Annotated in this window: 14 protein-coding genes and 1 pseudogene; 7 read left to right on the forward strand and 8 right to left on the reverse strand. The window is 56.7% G+C overall.

The window, feature by feature from the left end:
* The 3 genes and pseudogenes from Q4Q11_RS24555 to Q4Q11_RS24565 form a co-directional block, all read left to right on the forward strand.
* The coding region (locus tag Q4Q11_RS24555; RefSeq protein WP_498571119.1) for a type IV toxin-antitoxin system AbiEi family antitoxin domain-containing protein at window positions 1–879 on the forward strand (879 nt) is incomplete at its 5' end.
* Window positions 880–979: 100 nt separating this feature from the next.
* The gene (locus Q4Q11_RS24560) at window positions 980–1,537 is read left to right on the forward strand and encodes a nucleotidyl transferase AbiEii/AbiGii toxin family protein (RefSeq protein ID WP_498571120.1); all 558 of its coding nucleotides are present in this window, start codon (window positions 980–982) and stop codon (window positions 1,535–1,537) included.
* A 216-nt stretch (window positions 1,538–1,753) separates the two neighbouring features.
* Window positions 1,754–2,183, forward strand: a pseudogene (locus tag Q4Q11_RS24565) (ISNCY family transposase); the annotation flags it as partial.
* 6 nt (window positions 2,184–2,189) lie between these two features.
* Here Q4Q11_RS24565 and Q4Q11_RS24570 read toward each other — a convergent pair.
* Both Q4Q11_RS24570 and Q4Q11_RS24575 read right to left on the reverse strand, forming a co-directional pair.
* Complete coding sequence (locus tag Q4Q11_RS24570) at window positions 2,190–2,927, reverse strand: hypothetical protein (protein WP_498571128.1); 738 nt, start codon at window positions 2,925–2,927, stop codon at window positions 2,190–2,192.
* Between the two features lie 317 nt (window positions 2,928–3,244).
* Entirely contained in the window at window positions 3,245–4,786 is a 1,542-nt protein-coding gene (locus Q4Q11_RS24575) for a Fic family protein (RefSeq protein ID WP_498571121.1), read from the reverse strand.
* Window positions 4,787–5,912: 1,126 nt separating this feature from the next.
* Here Q4Q11_RS24575 and Q4Q11_RS24580 point away from each other — a divergent pair.
* The gene (locus Q4Q11_RS24580; protein WP_498571122.1) at window positions 5,913–8,081 is read left to right on the forward strand and encodes a CHASE2 domain-containing protein; all 2,169 of its coding nucleotides are present in this window, start codon (window positions 5,913–5,915) and stop codon (window positions 8,079–8,081) included.
* 36 nt (window positions 8,082–8,117) lie between these two features.
* Here the strand turns inward: Q4Q11_RS24580 and Q4Q11_RS24585 are convergent, their stop codons facing one another.
* Entirely contained in the window at window positions 8,118–9,068 is a 951-nt protein-coding gene (locus Q4Q11_RS24585; protein WP_498571123.1) for a FecR family protein, read from the reverse strand.
* A gap of 340 nt (window positions 9,069–9,408) precedes the next feature.
* On the reverse strand, window positions 9,409–10,323 hold the full coding sequence (locus Q4Q11_RS24590) for a DMT family transporter (RefSeq protein WP_112512130.1): 915 nt from the start codon (window positions 10,321–10,323) through the stop codon (window positions 9,409–9,411).
* Window positions 10,324–10,711: 388 nt separating this feature from the next.
* On the opposite strand from Q4Q11_RS24590, the gene Q4Q11_RS24595 reads away from it, so the two are divergent.
* Window positions 10,712–12,724: a putative bifunctional diguanylate cyclase/phosphodiesterase gene (locus Q4Q11_RS24595; RefSeq protein WP_498571124.1), complete on the forward strand. Its 2,013-nt coding sequence runs from the start codon at window positions 10,712–10,714 to the stop codon at window positions 12,722–12,724.
* Window positions 12,725–12,781: 57 nt separating this feature from the next.
* Here the strand turns inward: Q4Q11_RS24595 and Q4Q11_RS24600 are convergent, their stop codons facing one another.
* Together Q4Q11_RS24600 and Q4Q11_RS24605 are read right to left on the reverse strand one after the other, a co-directional pair.
* Entirely contained in the window at window positions 12,782–13,498 is a 717-nt protein-coding gene (locus Q4Q11_RS24600) for a FadR/GntR family transcriptional regulator (RefSeq protein WP_112512128.1), read from the reverse strand.
* A gap of 121 nt (window positions 13,499–13,619) precedes the next feature.
* Window positions 13,620–14,204: an NADPH-dependent FMN reductase gene (locus tag Q4Q11_RS24605; protein ID WP_498571125.1), complete on the reverse strand. Its 585-nt coding sequence runs from the start codon at window positions 14,202–14,204 to the stop codon at window positions 13,620–13,622.
* Between the two features lie 573 nt (window positions 14,205–14,777).
* On the opposite strand from Q4Q11_RS24605, the gene Q4Q11_RS24610 reads away from it, so the two are divergent.
* On the forward strand, window positions 14,778–15,245 hold the full coding sequence (locus tag Q4Q11_RS24610; protein ID WP_112512127.1) for a molybdopterin-dependent oxidoreductase: 468 nt from the start codon (window positions 14,778–14,780) through the stop codon (window positions 15,243–15,245).
* A gap of 14 nt (window positions 15,246–15,259) precedes the next feature.
* Entirely contained in the window at window positions 15,260–17,611 is a 2,352-nt protein-coding gene (locus Q4Q11_RS24615) for an EAL domain-containing protein (protein ID WP_112512126.1), read from the forward strand.
* A 54-nt stretch (window positions 17,612–17,665) separates the two neighbouring features.
* Here Q4Q11_RS24615 and Q4Q11_RS24620 read toward each other — a convergent pair whose 3' ends face one another.
* Window positions 17,666–17,968, reverse strand: a complete 303-nt coding sequence (locus tag Q4Q11_RS24620; RefSeq protein ID WP_498571126.1) for an Imm30 family immunity protein — start codon at window positions 17,966–17,968, stop codon at window positions 17,666–17,668.
* On the reverse strand, window positions 17,946–18,380 hold the full coding sequence (locus Q4Q11_RS24625) for a hypothetical protein (protein WP_498571127.1): 435 nt from the start codon (window positions 18,378–18,380) through the stop codon (window positions 17,946–17,948). The genes Q4Q11_RS24620 and Q4Q11_RS24625 overlap by 23 nt, the downstream gene beginning before the upstream one ends.
* Between the last annotated feature and the right edge of the window lie 112 nt (window positions 18,381–18,492).

Raw genomic sequence — 18,492 nt, forward strand, 5'->3', positions numbered from 1 at the left:
CGTAACGGGACATTTTATGGTACATACCGCGAATGTTTTCACAAATATCGAAAGTCGATGGCTAATCATCTCAATAGTGTGCTCAATGACTTTGAACGTTCTGGCAAGCTGAACGTACGTGCGAGTGACCTGCGAGCAGCTCTCCCTGGTATTAGCGATGAGGGCCTACGAAAGGCCATTATTCGTCAACAACGGCATGGCCGTTTAGTGGGCATTTCTCGCGGCTCGGAACATTGGCTGATCGTCCCCTTGCAGAACGCCGCAATGGGAGCGCCACCTTTAGAGTCCTGGCTGCATCAGTATATGAGCAAGACCATCATGACACCGTATTACGTGGCCATGCTCAGCGCGGCTGAAATCTACGGAGCATCCCCTTATGCGGTCATGTTGACTCAGGTTATGGTCCCTGAGCGACGTCGGGCAATCACAGTGGGTCGTCATCATATCGAGTTCCGGACGCGAGCGCGATTGACCGACATGCCGACCCGGTGGCACGAGACACCTGACGGTCGCTTCAAGATCAGTACGCCAGAATTGACCATCCTCGATATCATACAGCACGAGGGCATGCTCGGCGGCATTCCCCGAGTGTTGGAGGTATTGCGTGGCCTGTGGATGCATTGCTCACAAGACGCAATCATCGAGACCCTCGACGCCGTGCAGAACGTGTCCCTTACCCAGCGTCTCGGAGCTTTAATGCAAATCGAGGGGCAGGACAGCTTGTCGCCATTGGTCGAGAGTTGGCTAACCGGTCGAACTTTGCAGCTTGTTCCATTGAGTGGAACGAGAAAGCCCGGCGATAATCCGTCAGCGTCGGTTTCCATAGACGAAAGATTTAAAGTACAGATTTTCGCCGATTTGAGGAATGCCAACACATGATAAGACAATCCGATTTGACGGCTTGGCAAATCCATGCACCGTGGCCAAAACGCAGTCAGGTCGAACAAGACCTCCGCCTAGCGCGAGGCGTGGCCGCTCCTTGATTGCCGATGCTTGGTTGGCCATCCGAAATGTCATGCGCCCCTCGAAAATCCTCCGCACGGTTTACAAATTCACTCCACTGGGATTAAGCCGTGAGGAAATCATTAAGGTCGAAGTCAATCTCAACGAGAGCGCTTCTCTGTATCCGCTTGTAAACGTGGAATTGGATAGCCTCGATGAGGACGGAGACCTCGTACGTGCGACGGCACGCTCCTACGATATCGACGAGATGCTCGGCACCAAGACAAGAGCCCTGATGCAGCGTGAACAAGGACGTGATCTCTTTGATCTGGTCCATGCTTGGGAACTGAGCGTTGCTGGCTCCACCCCTTATAAAATCGACGGTGCGCGAACGATGGAAGCGTTCACCTGGTATTTGGAGAAGGAAGGGACTCGCTTCAGCGTCGAAGAAGCAAATGAGAACCTGGACAGGCGGCTTCGCAACAAAGCTTTTCGTCACGACATGGATACGTTGCTACGCCCCGACATGCCGCGCTTCGAAATTGACAGAGCGGCCGAAATTGTCCGTGACGCATATTTTCGTCATCTGAGGTAACTCGTGCTACTCGCAGTTACGTGAAAAAGCAACACCGACGAAACCGCCTGTTAGTTCCATAAGATAGATTATCTGATATTTATGTGTAGCGGCATTTTAGAGATGCGACACATAGGCCAGTTAGAGATGCGACAGTCGTCGCCTCTTGGGATGCTGGTCGAAGCCAACATTGGCGGCAAGGTCCAGGCTGCCGAACTGTTCGGGCTCAGTCGAAGTGATGGGGCCATGTGCCGCAAGGAAATCCGCACGCTGTCACAGGACCTGACGCTGCGCTACGACAAGGTGCTATTCATTCGATCCGACCGAGATTTCCAGACCCTTAGCCGGCCAGAAGGTCGTCGTCTGTGATTATCCGGACGGTCGCCTCGAGATCATGCATGAGAGTTATACCCTGCCGTACAGAACCTTCGACAAGCTGCGATCGGTGCATCGCTCGGCGGTCGTTGAGAACAGCGGCTGGACGACATGCCGTCGATCGTCGCCGAGACGCACCGGGCAGACGGATCATATGTTTGGCATTCCCGACGGCTGCACAGCCAACGGCTACCAGAAGCGGGGCCGCAAGCCGAGGACAGATTACATGAACGATCCGGCGGTGATTGCACGGCGAGAGAAAGCACTATTGAGGCAGCCAGCGGCGGAATAAAGATCGTCAATACACGCCGATGTCGCTCTGCGTGTCCGATTCCAACTGCAGGCAAGCTGCCCAAAGTGGCGTCTTGTGGAAGGATCCATCCTGGAGAAGCGTGAGCCCCTCTCGTGCCTCATGGAGCAAGCCGAGCCAGCATAAGCGTCGGAAGACGCCATACTGAAGCTCGGATTTCAACTCCCAGGCTTCTATGGTAATTTCGGTGTCCGACAGAGGCGGCAGGTCTGGATAGAGGATCTTCACAATGTCCATTGGCGTGCACCCTTCTCTGGCTTTGATATTGAGAAGATTGAGGAACATGCGCCACCAACGTAACCGAGCTTGGACCTCTTCTTTGCGCTCGGTGGCGTGGACGTACGAATAGAGATAATCCGTGGCGACCAGATCGAAGAAGGCCTGCGGGTTCATCAGGAACTCGCGGCCACGTCTGGTTGGCAGAAGCACATCCTTTTTCCGGCGAAGAAGCTTCAGATGGCGGGTCATGTCGCGCACGACCCAGAGCGGCGGCATGTCGCTTTCGTTCAGCACTTTGTTCATGCTGTAGAGGTCCTCGGCTGTGAAGTCGGGCCAGAGGAAGTGCACAGCGGCCCAATGCACGAATTTGCGGTTCATGGCGCCGGTCGCCGTCAATCCTATGCCACCCTCACGGTCAGCATAGGCAACCGAAAGAAGCATACTGCGAAGAAGTGGCGACAGCGCGGCCACATGGACGTCACCTTGCAGTTTGATTTCCGGAAGCATCGTGATCCCTACCCCGCCCCATGCAGATGCAGCCAAGTATCAACCAGCGACGGAACAATTGCTACTGAGAAAGCCGAAGAGGAGCGTCATCGCCCGCCCCCGCTCCGCCCTTTGAACCCGGCCCAGCCGGTCGGATCGGGGGCTGATCCGGAGAGCCAGCGTCGCGTTTCTAACAGGCTGGCACGGTCGGAGCCCTAATCAGCTTTGACATTGTGTAGCGGGGTGGGTTCAAGTTTGAAGTGCGACAGCGTATTCGGAGCGAGGTGCGCGCGAAGGTGATCATGTGGTGAAACAAATACAGAACACCCGGAAGGACATCAAGGACCTTTTCCAACACCCTTTGGCGAGCGCACCCCGGCGTCCTCGACGTCGTCATCAGACGGGTCGGGGTTGAGTGCATAGCGTATCGCGTCTTCGAGATCCTTGATGTCATCGTCCGAAAGCTCATCGAACAAAGCCCGCCTTCGCTTCGAGATCGAACCATTGTTCTGCATGTAGAAATTGACGAACATCGATGCCCGTCGATCCGGCATGTCGATGACGTCCCTCACGGCCTTATAGGCAGTGTCGTAGACTGCCATGAAATCCAGCTCATCCTTAAAGTCGATCCGAATGGTCTCGGAAATCTTCGCATACAGATACTCGACGAGCTCCGTCGCATCGAAGTACCGATAGAGGTCTGAGGTGTCATTCGTTACGACAACCTGCTGTGCGTTGTTCATTTCCCATTCGATCAGTTCCATTGTTGGCCTGGAAAACGACTCCAACGCCTCATCGTATGATTTCTGATCGCGGACAATCGCAGCTGAGATCGGGAACAGGATGTCGTGCGGAGTGAAACCTTCCCTGGACAAGACATGATGGATCAGGAAACGGTGAATGCGCCCGTTGCCGTCTTCGAACGGATGCAGGAAGACAAAGGAGAAGGCGATGACCGCCGCTGCCGCGACAGCGTCATCACCACCCTGCAGCCGCTCCGACATCGATGCCCAGTCCTTCATCAGAGACGTAAGATCCTGAGGCCGCGGGCAAATGAAGTGAACCTTCTCGCGGTAGCCGATGGTCTCTCCGACAAAATTCTGGAAGTCACGAAACTCCTTCGCAGCATATCGCGGATCGACGATCTGATTTTGAAGCTGGATAAGATCCTTGTCGCTCGTCGGATTGAAGGATGCTGTCTGACGCAACGCGTTCACGAAACGCTCCGCCTTCTGTCCCGTCGCACGTTCGCGTTCGATCTCGAAGGAGGACTTCGTTTCCTTCGTATAGAGGTAGTTCACCGCACGGGCCAGGACGGTAGGGTCACAGTCCTGAACCAACTCCCGCGCCTGCTCATCGATGCCTTCCGCTTGAAACGCGCTGATCGATGGGGTCTTACGAACGGTGACGCAGAATCCCGGTACGCCAAGCATGTTGTTTGTCACACGATGGCGCGGCGAGTTGATTCCGGCCGAACCGATATTCAAGTCAGGATCGAGAGCTTTGGTGTACTGCACCACCGGAGCATCTGGGAGGTCTAGTGTTTCGCCCGTGAGGAACTCGTACAAGAACCACGCGCGGCGAGAAAACGCCCCGTTGGGTTCGGCACCAACCATCTCCTCGATCACAAGGGGATCTATCGTCTTCATGGCAGCAGCCATCACGGCGGTATCCACGGGCTCGTTTTTCAAGGCGAATTTCAGATGCCCTGCAATTGTCTCTTCGGGAGCATATGGCGTACTATACTTCTCGATGGTTCGACCGTTTCCCGTGGTTGTCCGCCTCACCCCCGGTCCGCAATATGAGGTCACCGCTGGTAAAGGTACCCGCAATTGCAAGTTCTCGATCAGCCAGAGCTGTCCAACAGGCACATCCGCCATCACAGATCCTCAAAAAATGTTCAGCAACCTTAAAATCCTTTCAGGTTTCGATGCAAGCCTCAAAAAACGTTCAGCGGATTAAAAAAACGTTCAATAATTGCCCATCTTCTCAAAAAATACTCAAACGAACGCACTCTAAAAATTCTTCAGGAAGCCGGTTGCCCCTCAAAAAGCCTTCAGGAGACGCAAAATTCTTTCAACAGGCTGGCTGAGGCTCAAAAGACGTTCAATGGATCTTCATCTCTTCCATGTCGGGTTTCGTCAAAGACTTGGGATTTGACGAAACGTCCCTCCCTGTAATCCTAACCGTCATTTGCTCAGATAGGATCCCACTTCATTGTGACTTCGATGACGTCGCGATCAACGCGCGGTCGTCGGAGAATTTGGAAATCGCTTTCTAGCCTTCAATTCTGCCCGAGACAGGGTTGACCAACATTTCCCGCGCTACGCCCCCTCGACGACGGGCAAAAATTCCGCGCTCGGATTCTCATGCACTCGTACCTGTACAGGGTAGCCTGTCGTGAAACGGTTGCGCATGTTCGGGGCGAGAAAGTCCCGCAGATCCATTGGTAGCTATCCTCAGTTGCTGTCGTAACAGGGTGCCTTACGTGATCGTAGGCGCAACAATTTCGACGTTGCGATCAGCCTCGTCGCGGCCAGACATCTTCGCGCTCAGCGCGATACGTTTTCAAGGTCATTGACGTAGCTTGAGGAACATTGCCTCATTATACGAAGCGCTGTGACAGTGACGATTCTACCCCCGAAATCCAGTCCAATATTATGGGTGACAGCTGTCACTCGATCCAAATTATGCCTTCCACGATCCAAGAACAGGCGTTTGGACTGGCCGACTTCCGCAATGAATTCAGTGATCTTGAATCCAACATTATGTGGCGACGTTCAGGAATGTGACAGTTGGGCCAGTTAGATGCGACAGTCTCGCCTCTCGACGCTCTGGTCAAAGCCATCGTTGGGAGCAAGGCATCTCTCCGATGCTTGATTATTGCATCGTTCCCAGGAACAAGGCAGCATGTTCTTCCCTGGCACGGCAGCCGATCGATAGATCTCGTATTCCTCTGAATTCACTTCATGCCGTGTGACGCGGGGCAAAGGGACGGACACCGTAATGGTGACGCGCGCGCAGCAAATTGGTGTCGTTATAGGTCTGGCCATCGTCACAGCGCTGGCGGTCTTGCGGGTAAGCGATCCTCAGTTGCTGAGGCTCGCCCGTGATTTGACATTCGACCAGTATCAGCGCCTGGTGCCTCGGAGCTTTGAGAACCAGCCCGTACGGGTCGTCGACATAGACGAAGCGTCGCTGCGCGAATTCGGTCAATGGCCTTGGCCGAGAAACCGGATTGCCGCCCTTGTGGACAGGCTTTCCGATATGGGCGCGGCCGCTATCGCCTTCGATGTTCTTTTTGCCGAACCCGACCGTCTGTCGCCGCGCAATGTCGTTCGCGACGTCACCGGCGTCGACCCCTCGCTGCTCGGCAAGCTGCCGGATAATGATGAGATTTTGTCCCAATCGATCGCGGGCAAGCCGGTGGTACTGGGCTTCGGCCTCTCCAACGAGGGAAACTATCTGCCCCCGGTCAAGGCAGGTTTTGCCTATACCGGCGAAAGTCCCTTCGGTGCGCCACCCGCAATCAGGGCCGCGACACCGCTGCAGCCGCAATTGCAAGCCAATGCCGCCGGGCTTGGCCATATCAGCCTTAATCCCGGGACGTCATCGGCCGTGGTGCGCGCGGTTCCGCTTTTTCTCAGCGACGGCAAACAGCTTTACCCCGGCCTCGCACTCGAAGCGCTGCGCGTTGCGCAAGGGGCTTCCACCTACATACTCGATGCGGCGCCCGATACGGCCAATACGCTGACCCGGGTCAAGATCGGGAATTTCGTGGTGCCGGTCACGGCATCGGGAGAGCTCTGGCTCTATGTCAGCCCTGACACTGCGAAACGGTATATTTCGGCAAGCAAAATACTCACAGCCGGAGCCGCTTCAGCCGATATCGCAGCCGCCATCGAAGGCAGTATCGTCTTCATCGGAACTTCTGCTTCCGGCCTTCAGGATGTCCGCACGACGGCCCTTGGCGAAAACGTACCGGGTGTCTCCATCCATGCGCAGATCGTCGAGCAGATCCTTTCGGGGCGCTTCCTTTCGCGACCGGATTGGGCAGACGGGTTTGAAATCCTGTCCATCGCCGTGTTGGGCAGCCTTCTTGTGATCGTCACCACCTTCGTCAATCCCGCCGTCGCCCTTGCCTGTGGCCTGCTGATTACCTTTTTTGCCCTTGTGGCCTCCTGGATTGCCTTTTTGTATGGAGGGCTTCTTTTTGATCCGATGGCACCGATCGTCTCCGGATCGATCACGCATTTCGCCGCGACGGCATTCCGTTTTCTGGTGACCGATCGGGAGCGGCGCGATGTGCGGCGGGCTTTCGGCCACTATCTATCACCATCGCTGCTGCATCGCATCGAGCACACGCGCGATGCCCTGCGCCTTGGCGGAGACGAGCGCGAGCTGACCGTGATGTTCGTCGATGTGCGAAACTTCACCCAGATCAGCGAGGAGATAACCCCAAGCGCCGTCGTCGCATTTTTAAACACGCTGCTCGATGCGCTGAGCCACCATGTCATCGCCAACGACGGCACACTCGACAAGTTCATTGGCGACTCGATCATGGCCTTCTGGAATGCTCCCGTCGATGTCTCCGACCATGCCGGCAAGGCCGTGCGCGCGGCTCTGGGCATGCGGGAAACGCTCGCCCGCCTCAATAGCAGCGATGCGTTCGGTTTCGGAAGCCGGCAAGTCGCGATAGGGATCGGCATTCACACGGGGCTCGCATGCGTCGGCAATATGGGAGCGGAGACCCGCTTCAATTATACGGCGGTCGGCGATGCCGTGAACATTGCCGCACGCATCGAATCCGCCTGCAAGGACGTCAATTTCGACGTTCTCGTATCCGAACAGACAGCGGGCCTGCTGCCCGATTGCGCTCTGCTCGAGGCGGGAGCGCTGACACTGAAGGGTAAAAGCACGCGCACCAAGCTCTTTGCCGTAATCGGCGATAGCCACCTGGCAAAGTCTGCTGATTTTGTCGAACTTCAGGCCATGCACAGTCAGCTTGTCGCTGCCCTCAGGACACGGTCAACGAGCAGCCGCAAGCTTATCGGCGCGACAAGGCTTAAAGCCCAGATCGCTGCGGTAGGGCTGTTGCAGGGGTTCTACAGCCAAATTTCGCGCCGGGCCGGACATTTTGTCGACGAGCAAGGAGACAAGGCGGCCGATATCTAGTCGATTTTGCAACTGTCGTACGCCGCTCCCCTCGTGCTAACGATTTTGATGCCCCCTGCCCTGATCGCCATTGTCGCCATCGTGGCCTTGGCTGTCATGGTCCTGGTCGTCATGATCGCTCTTGTCGTGATGATGATCATGATCTTTCGGCGTGCCGGGCGTTGCAGGCGTACTCGGTGTAGCCGCCTGGGTGTGTGGTGCTTCCGGCGCCGTATGTGTGCTCGGTGTGCTTGGCGTGTTGGGCTGTGCGGGAGCATTATTTGCCGGAGCGTTGCGGGGAGATATCCCTTTTGGCGGATCTTTCGTCGCCGTCGACAGACCGCATCCACCACCGCCGACAAAGCCCATTCGTCCCGAAAGCTGTTGATCTCCGGACAGAAATGGCAGGGCGCGTTGGTTGCCGAGTTTCTTGAGAATATCGCGATTGACCCGGCGCGGATCGCTGATCTCGCCATTGCGTTTGGCAATCACGCAATCGCACTGCGCCTTCAATTGCCTGCAGCCGCCCGCGCCGCAAAATTGAGCATCGCCATTCAACAGAACGACCGCCGTCATGCCGTTGGCGCCGACGTAAAAATCGAACGCGGTTCCGCGCACGCCGATCGTTCCGGCCGGCGTCACGATCTGGTAGGCCGAATGATCCGAATTTCCGCTCATCCAGCGAAAAGTACCCTTCGCTGCATTTATGGTGAGCTTTTTGACCGAGCCTGAGTCATCGAAGAGGAATTTGTCGATGGTCACGGACGAGCCGGCTCCGACTGCCAGTTTCGTGCCGTCCCGAAATGTGAACTGTCCAAGGCCCGAAAGGGAGGTACGAATTTGCTCGTCCCGATGGACGGGATCATCGACCGCCATCGGGCCGCCCGCGCCCCTAACTTCGGTTCTAATCAGCACCGCCTGGCCAACCGTCTCCGCGGCGTTCGAAGGCAGTGGCGCGAACAGCATGATGCTCAGCGCAACGGTCGCGGCGTGACGTATATACAACATCCCACCCTCCAAATATTATCGATACATTATCATAGAATTATCTCGGGCGTCCATTATCAATTAATGAGTATAATTATGGGAGATATTTATATCTCCATTTATCGTTCCCAATAAATCGATAATTTATACAATTTCAGTTCCAAAATAGCCTCGCAGATAACGGCCTTTACAGAAAGAGGCATGCGACCGCCCTGCGCCATTCACTGATGTTGTTCAGAATGTAATAGGTTTCCGCCCGCAGGGAACGATCGGACTTGATGTCCGGACGTCGCCACTGATCTGGCATTGCTGGACACATCGGACATTCCATCGATTTGGATGGGTCATGCCAAAACCTGCCTCAATGTCCGTCGCGTGCGACGGCATCTTTCGGGATCGTCTCGATCAGGTTTTTCCGATGGAAGATGAAAAGACCCGCCAGCACGATGATCACCGATCCTATGATGATCTGGGCGTCCGGAATATCGCCGAAGAATATGAAGCCGAGAACGATTGCCCAGATAAGCAGGCTGTATTGCAGCGGAGCCAGCAGCGATGCCGGTGCCAGCTTCAGGGATCGGGTGATCAGCATATGCGCACTGCCGGCGACGACGCCAAGCGCAAGCATGGCGCCCAGATCCAGCGCAGACGCGGAGCGCCAGTTACCGATGCTGAGGACGAAGCCGACGACAAGGGCGCCGACCGTCTGCCACGCGACGAGCGTCGCATCGCTCGTCTGCCGAAGACGCCGCCCCAGCACCAGCGTCAATGCAAATGCAAGGCTGCCGACAAGACCGAAAAGCGATGGCCAGGAGAACATCGCCGCCGAAGGCCTGAGCGCGATCAATACGCCGACAAAGCCGACGAAAACGGCCAGCCAGCGGCGCCAGCCGATCCTCTCGCCGAGGAAGAAATGCGAGATCGCCGCAACATAGATGGGACCCGCCATGTAGAAGGTCATGACATCGGCAAGCGGCAGATAGGCAACGGCGGCATAAAAGAGCGCGACATCGGCGGTGGTCATGACCACCCGCATGAGCTGCAGCGACGGTCGCTCCACGCGAAAAAGCGCACCGCTCCCCTGCCGCATGATCATAGGTGTGAGAATAAGGAAAGAACCAAAAGAGCGGATGACCAGAACTTGGCCGACGGAGAAGCTCGCGACCAGCCACTTGCCCATGGCATCGTTCATTGAGAACAGGAAATCGCCTAGAAGCATCAAAAGCATGCCGGCAAGTGCAAGATTGCCGTTCGCCGCTATCCTGCGAATACCCATGCTGATTTATCCTTGCAAATCCCGCGTTTCCATCATCCGGGCTTTAGCTTGTTTTGTCTTGAGTACGCAAGGCGCCTGCCGCTCTCGCCTTTCCTAAAGGCGGGAACAGCCCCTCTCCTGAAACTGGGCAGATATTCACACATTACGTCATACGAGAACGCAATATGGGCAGATATGGCCACCACAGCCGCCAGCCGGGTAACAATCCCGCTCCTTGGCCTCCGGCCGCCGGAATTTTCTCATGCTTTCACGATTACATAATTGCCTGACGATATTGTCCGCTTGCCAAGTGAGAGAGCATGGGATGACACAACGGTCGGATAGATCATCAAAGTCAGCGCGCAAGGGTCAGGAGGCCGATAGACGGAAGCGTGGGGATGCGCTTGAATTGCTGCGGACTCAATACCGGTCCCTCGCGGAGCGTTACGAGCGGCTCGAGGCGATGATCAACTACATTCCGGACTTCATCTACGCCAAGGATCGAGACAGCCGTTTCCTGTTTGCGAACCGGGCGATCGTCCTCAATAACGGCTTTACGCATGTCGATGAAATGATCGGCCTCACCGACGCCGAAATCCATCCCATGGCCGACGCCCGCAAGATCGAGGAAGTCGAGCGACGCGTGATGGAAACCGGCGAAGCTGACCTCGGCGTGGAAGAACAGCGTATGAAGGGCGAAGGCTGGCTTACGATGTCACGCGTGCCGTTGCGGGATAGAGATGGCAGGATTACGGGCGTCGTCGGCGCCTCCCGCGATATCTCCGCCCGCAAGCGCGCCGAAGAATTGATGAGCGCGCAGACAAGACTCCTGGAGGATGTCGCAAGGGGTATCGACCTTGATTTACTGCTCAAAGAAGCTCAGGCCTTGCTGCAGAGATTGCTCAACGGGAGACAGGTCGGCTTTATTCTGAGTGACGAAGACTCTTGGCCCATCGCCGGCGGGTTTTGGGAATTTCCGATCAACTCGCGCGATGGCGGCAGACATGGAACACTGGTTGTGGCAAGAGCCGGTGACGCCAAGACCGAGCCTATGGAATTCCTCGCCGGCATAGCACAGACGATCGGAATCGCCATCGACCGCCACCGGGATATTGCCCGGATCGCCTATCTTGCCGAGCACGATGCGCTGACGGGCCTGCCAAATCGCGTGCAGCTCGACCGCAAGCTTGGCCGCCTTCTGGAAGCGGCCGGTCGAGAACGAAAATCCGTGACCGTCGCCTTTGCCGATCTCGATAATTTCAAGTTGGTGAACGACAATCTCGGGCATGCGGCTGGAGACGAATTGTTGACCATCGTTGCACAGCGCATATCGGCCCATGTCGGAAACAGCGGTATCGTGTCACGGATCGGCGGCGACGAGTTCGTCGTCGTGCTGGAAGAGGCTGCCGGACCCGCATACGAGCGGCTCACGGCCATACTTGCGGACATATCCAAGCCTTTGACCATTGGCGGTGTCGAGATCCGTACGACTTGCAGCATGGGTGTCGCCTGCGCCACCGCGCATGGCGGTACCGTCTCTGAACTGTTCGTGAATGCCGATATGGCGCTTTACCGCGCCAAGGAATCCGGGCGCAACGCCATCCAGATGTTCACGCAGGCAATGGCGGAGCACGCCCGCAACAAGCTGATCCGGATCGAGGAACTGCGCCGCGCTGTGGAGCGCGATGAATTCGTGCTCCATTACCAGCCGCAAAAGGATATTCCCAGCGGCAAGGTGATCGGCGTCGAAGCCCTCGTGCGTTGGCAGCATCCGACCGAAGGCCTCTTGCCTCCCGGGGTCTTCATCTCCCTGGCCGAGGAAACGGGGCTCATCGTACCGATCGGCGAAATCGTTCTGAGGAAGGCATGCAAGCAGGCCCGGACATGGCAGGAGCGCGGCCTGCCGGCGCTGCGCATCGCGGTAAACGTATCCGCCCGGCAGTTTCTCGAAGGCTCCCTGACGCACCAGGTCGCGTCGGCGCTGCACTCCGCGAGCCTCGATCCAGAGTGGCTTGAACTCGAATTGACGGAAAGCCTGATCATGCAAGACGTCGAGGCCGCCATAGAACGCATGTATGAATTGAAGCAGCTGGGCGTCAGCCTTGCAATCGACGATTTCGGCACGGGATATTCAAATCTGAGCACTCTTCGGCGCTTTCCTCTGTCTCGGCTGAAAATCGACCGGTCATTCATTGCCGACATTCCGGAAAAGCCCGGCGATATGGCAATCACCTCGGCCATCATCTCGCTTGGCAGGATGCTTGCTTTGGAAGTCGTCGCCGAAGGCGTGGAGACCGAGGGACAGGTCAACTTTCTCGAAGGGGCCGGATGCGAGCTGTTTCAGGGCTATCTGTTCGCCAGGCCCCTTCCCGCCCCGGAAATCGAAGAGCTGATTGCTGGAATGACGGCAGAGGCTGGCTGAGAGCAGTATCGGGGAAAACCTCCTCGCCCAAATGGGGCGGAACGCCGATAGCGGCCATCATTGCGGCTGCAGTTCGGCCAGCAGACGGTAACGGCGCTGGCTTGCCATCAGGTGGGCACGCATCGCCTGCCGTGCGCGCTCGGGATCCTGATCGGCAATCGCGGCAAGTATTTCCGCGTGTTCGGCATGAACCTTTTGCAGATAGGCGCGATCGTTGGCTTCCGGCAATGTCGGAAACTGCCCGCGCGGAATGGTACGTGAGCCGAAATGCTGGAGCACGTCGACATAGAAACGATTGTTGGTGGCGACTGCAATGGCCAAGTGGAATTCGTAATCCGCTTCGATTGTCGACATCCCCTGCTCTATCAACAGTGCCATTTTGCGGTTGGCGGCCGTGATTGCCGCTTCCTGCTCGGCCGTCCTGCGGTAGGCAGCGATTGCCGCCGCCTCTCCTTCCGCCGCCATCCGAAATTCCAGCAGTTCCAGGGTTTCGGGGAGACTTTTGATCTCGACAGGTGTCAGCAGGAGGCCGGATCGAGCCGTCGCCTCGGAAACGAAGACGCCCTTGCCCTGAATCGGCTGGACCAGACCGGCGGCGCGCAGATCGGCGATCGCCTCGCGCACGACGGTTCGGCTGACATCGAATTCGGCTTCAAGCTGTGGTTCGGTCGGAAGCTGATCGCCCGCCCGAAGCTTGCCGGTTTCGATCTGCAAACGCAGCTGGTCGATAACCCTTTGCGCTAACCTTTGCCGCGTCCTCGCATTTGTGGTCATCCCCGATCCCCAATCCCGTTGCCGAGGGTCAACCGCAGTGCCTCCGCCGTCGACGCAAAGTCATAATATGAGACAGCTTTAACATCGCGGGTTTTGAATGCAATCGGGACAATATCCGAGATCAAATTTCCCAATCAGATGTATATGTTCTGGAACTTAAATTCGATGAGAGTTCCAGTTTGACCTCGATCGTTTTTCGCAGCCTTGCGGTAACAGTATCGGAAAGGGCGCCGCCATCGATCCAATCGCGCTCCGTGGCATATACGACATAGGGATTTATCACGCACTTGAAATCAAGCATCAGCGACATGGCGAGGCTTCCATATGCCATATAGCTATGCGGAAGCCCGCCGGAGCAGATGAAGGTGACGATCTGATCGAACCAGGCGGATTTTCGGCCGCCCGTACCTGTCGCTCCGGTGAGTTCGATCAGGCTCTTGGCGGCACCGCCGACAGACCAATTGTAAATGGGTACGGCAAGCAGCACACCATCAGCACGGCGAATTGCGTGATATAGCCTGTCATATGAGGGATGCTCGTAGCAATTCAGATTGTCGAATGCGGGCAACTCCAGGTCCTGGAGATCGATAAACTCGACCTCGGACCGTCTCTCCTGCAACAGCCTCTCTGCCTCGCGAGCTATCCGACGGCTCCGGCTTTGCGGATCTAGGCTGCACGACAGAATGGTGATTTTGGATGATTGCATCTTCTTCTCGCTCTGCCGTCTTGCGCGGCGGTCATATCAATGTGCTGATTACCGATGCAGCGTTTTGAGCGCGGACAGCGTCATCGAGCCCGATCAAAGGCCTGGTCAGCGACCGAAAACGGATGAAGGCGTCGCCCTGCCCGAAGCTATCGAACGCATATCAAGAAGGTTCTCGACAATCCAGACGACATCGACGCCGCCGCCGCTTCGGCCGTGATCATCCTGCGTACAATGGGGAATATGTTTGGAAAAGTTCGTGGGAACGCCTGAACCAAGGGGCGGCGATGTACAAACACATATGTAGCATATGTAAAAGGCAAAATGGATGGAGAATGGGACTGCGCGAAAGCCGGTTTGATCTTGAGCGGGCCAGTTCACCCAGCGGTAGCTCGCCGGGCAGGTTTACCCGCTTTCAGATGAATCGAGACAGGCTGAGCGAATTGGATCTCCCGATCATGAGTTGTTAAGTGTCTTACCATTTGCATTGCCGGCCTTAACCTGTATTTAATAGCTGACTGCGCAGGTTTAATACTATATGATAAATCACTCATAATTTCCAAGGCACCGGACCCAATGCGTCTTTTCGCCTCCATAGTTCTTGCAGTTCTCGCTGCATTCGTCACACCCGCCCTGGCGCAGGACGTGCCATCGGTGACTGTTATCAGCTCGTCAGGCTCGGTGACGTTCTCTCGCAATCAGCTGGAGGCTATGGGCCTGGTATCGGTCAAGACCTCGACGCCCTGGAATGCCGGTGTCGTCAATTTCGAAGGCGTGCCGATGGCGCTGCTGCTCGAAAAGGCGAAGGCGCAAGGAGCGACGGCCACGGTCATCGCCCTCAATGATTATAGCGTGGATATCCCGACGAGCGATTTTGCCAAATTCGGCACGATTCTCGCAGTCAAGCGCAATGGCAAATACATGCCGATTGATGATCAGGGGCCATTCTTCGTGATGTATCCATTCGACAGCAATCCTGTCCTGCAGGGCCAGCCCTACCATGGCCGCGCCGTCTGGCAGGTCAAGGCAATCTCCGTCAAATAGTTGCATTGGATCGCATGCGCTTCCTCCGCACAGCGCTGACAATCGTGATCCTGGGTTTCGTCGCCTCGGCAATCTATATTTCCGCCCTGGTCTTTCAACGCCAGACGGCGCTGGAAGACGTGGGCTTGGGGAATATCACTTGGACGATAGCCCAAGCTCCGAGTGAGTTTGCCAGGCTGGAGCAGCGTGTCAGCGCCGCCGGCATGAACGATGGCCACGTCGATGCGAACGAGGTCAGGATGCGCTTCGATATCGTCGTCAATCGTCTCAAGACCCTTCGGTCCAACGGGGTCGAGAACTTCGTTCAATCCGATCCGCACAACGGCCAGATCCTCGACGACTTCGAAGCCGCGCTCAAGCAGACCCGGCCGCTGCTCGACCAGCTTTCCGTGCCCGGTACGCCAGCGCGCATACTCACAATCCTGGAGCCCATCTATCCCAAGCTGACGCGGCTTTCCGGCAACGGCAACATGTGGTACTCGGCGCGTAACGCAGACGACCGGCGTGGTCTCCTTCGCCTGCAATGGGCTTTGACCTGGGTTACCGTCGGCATGATCGTCGGCGGGTGTTTGCTGATCCTGCTACTGCTCATTCACAATGGACTTTTGGGCCGCGCCCGGGCGATCCTGCAGGCCAAGGAACGGACCCTTGCGGTGCAGAACGACCGGTTTGATGCGGCGATAGAGGCGATGTCGCTCGGCCTGTGCCTGCTCGACGACCAATACCGCGTCATCGTTCACAACTCGCGTTTCCTGAGCCTATTCAGACTCGAGGAATCGCAGTGCACGCCGGGTACCCCGCTGGCTGATCTCGTCGCACCCGAATTGCTGCCCCCCGCCCTATCCCCCGGCATGGAGCATGGCCCTGCCGGAAGCGGCCCCGATGACCGGAATGACATCGCAGTGCTGAGCGACAATGTCCATCGTCTGGCCAACGACATGGTGCTGGAGGTATCGCACGAACCGATGGGCGAAGGCGGCTGGGTCTGCACGTTCGAGGATGTCACCGAGCGTCACCGCGTGCAGGATCGCGTGGTGCATATGGCCCACCATGATGCGCTGACCGACATGCCCAATCGGCTGCTATTCTGGGAGAGCATCAGCCAAGCCCTGCGTGCATTGGCGGCCGGCGGCCAGCTCTTCGCCATACTTTATCTCGATCTCGACCGCTTCAAGGAAGTCAACGACACGCTTGGCCACCCGGTCGGCGACGCGCTGCTGCGCAAGGTTGCCGGTCGGCTGCGCAAGATCGTCGCCCGGGATGACATCGTGGCGCGGCTGGGCGGCGATGAATTCGCCGTGTTGCACAAATGCGTGGATTCTGCGCTCGAAAGCGCCCTCGACCTGTCGGAGCGCCTCATTGCCAATATCAGCCAGCCTTACCGGATCGATGGCAACGAAATCGTTGTCAGCACCAGTATCGGCATCGCGGTGGCGCCGCGCGATGGCGGCGATACCGACCGGCTGATGAAGAACGCCGACCTGGCGCTCTACCAGGCCAAGGCCGACGGCAAGGCGGTTTACCGCGTCTTCTCCCCCTTGATGGAGCAACAGCTTCAGAACCGGCGCAATCTGGAAGCGGATATGCGCCACGGCATCGGTCTTGGGCAATTCGAGGTCTATTACCAGCCTCAGATTTCGCTCAAGACCCGCGAGATCGTGGCCAGCGAGGCGCTGGTGCGCTGGCGGCATCCCGAACGCGGGCTGATCCAGCCGGCCGAATTCATCCCGCTGGCCGAGGAAACCGGCTTTATCGACATACTCGGCGAATGGGTATTGCAGCAGGCCTGCCGCGATGCCCTTAACTGGCCCGGGGACATACGCGTTTCTGTCAATCTCTCTCCCGTTCAGTTCCGTCAGGCGGACCTGGTCGATATGGTCAAGGGAGTGCTGGCGCTCACTAAATTCGACGCGCGGCGGCTGGAGTTGGAAATCACAGAGACGGTATTCCTGCAGGATAATGCCGCCAATCTCGCGGTGCTGAACCGGCTGCGTTCGCTGGGCTTGACCATCGCGCTCGACGATTTCGGCACCGGCTATTCGTCGCTGAGCTATCTGCAGCGCTTCCCTTTCGACAAGCTCAAGATCGACCGCAGCTTCGTGCGCGACCTGGAGAGCCGGCCCGACAGCATTGCCATCGTCCTGTCCATCGCCTCGCTCGCGCGCAATCTCAATATGCTAACCATTGCGGAGGGCGTCGAGACGCCGACCCAACTCGATATGATCACCAAGGCCGGTTGCTCGCTGAGCCAAGGCAATTACTTCAGCCCGCCCATCCCGGAAGTGGAATTCCGCGCCCTGATCAACCGGCAGAACAACGATATCATCCCTGCCAGCGCAGTCTCAAACGCTCCACGGGAATTCTGAACAGGCAAAAGTTGGGCGGATGCCTCTTAGTCAAAGCCGTTCAAGTATCGCTCGCTATCTCGAAGCCAAGGTTAGGGGTATGGTTTTGCCGAGAAACTCAGGGCTAACGGCATTGATGCGCTCGCACATTTCGCTAACGGATGCCTTGGTCGAAGCTGGAGCGTTTCGTAGCTGCCTGACCATTTCCAACTGCGCTGAGCGACTATTCAGCACCCGCATTAGGACAATCGATGTCCAACGAGGGGCGGATCTCATAATATCAGTAAATGCGCCGAGAACCGCGCGAATGTATTCCTCGTCATCAGAAGTCTCCGCAGCATGAATGATTACCAATTCACTCTCGCCATATCGGATCATTTAACATTTGGCCGAGTAGTGCCTGCCCTTTAGGCTTCAACAACTCTCGAAAATCGTCTTCATTGAGAATTCCGAAATTGGATGCAGCCGTATATTCGGCAGTGAAAATCGGCGCCAACGGCACGTCTCCAATATTTGAGTCTGCCTGGATAGCGCGGTCGAGTTCAGCAACGAACTCCTTAAACCGCTTGATTGCATAGTTCTTGTGGTTTTCAGGTGCCACGATGTGTGAAACCTGTGCATTGGGAAATACGCAATAATTTAATGTCGCATCGCTGAAGCTCACGGCATCAATGCGGGTCGGCTTCTCCGTGTAGTCTCGTCCAAAGACGATATCATCGAGTTTCCCGGTAAATATCGAATTTGATATTGTAGCTTGCCGAAATTCAACACGATCCAGCCGGCAATTCAAGAAAGCGCTTTTTTCGAACTTCGCATAGTCTATCGGTAAGCGTCCGGCGAATAGATTTTATGCCTGCTTACGGTTTTGAGCCTCGATTCGAGCCTGTTCTTTAGCCATGATG

It is taken from the genome of Rhizobium sp. UFLA01-1127 (assembly GCF_059803845.1).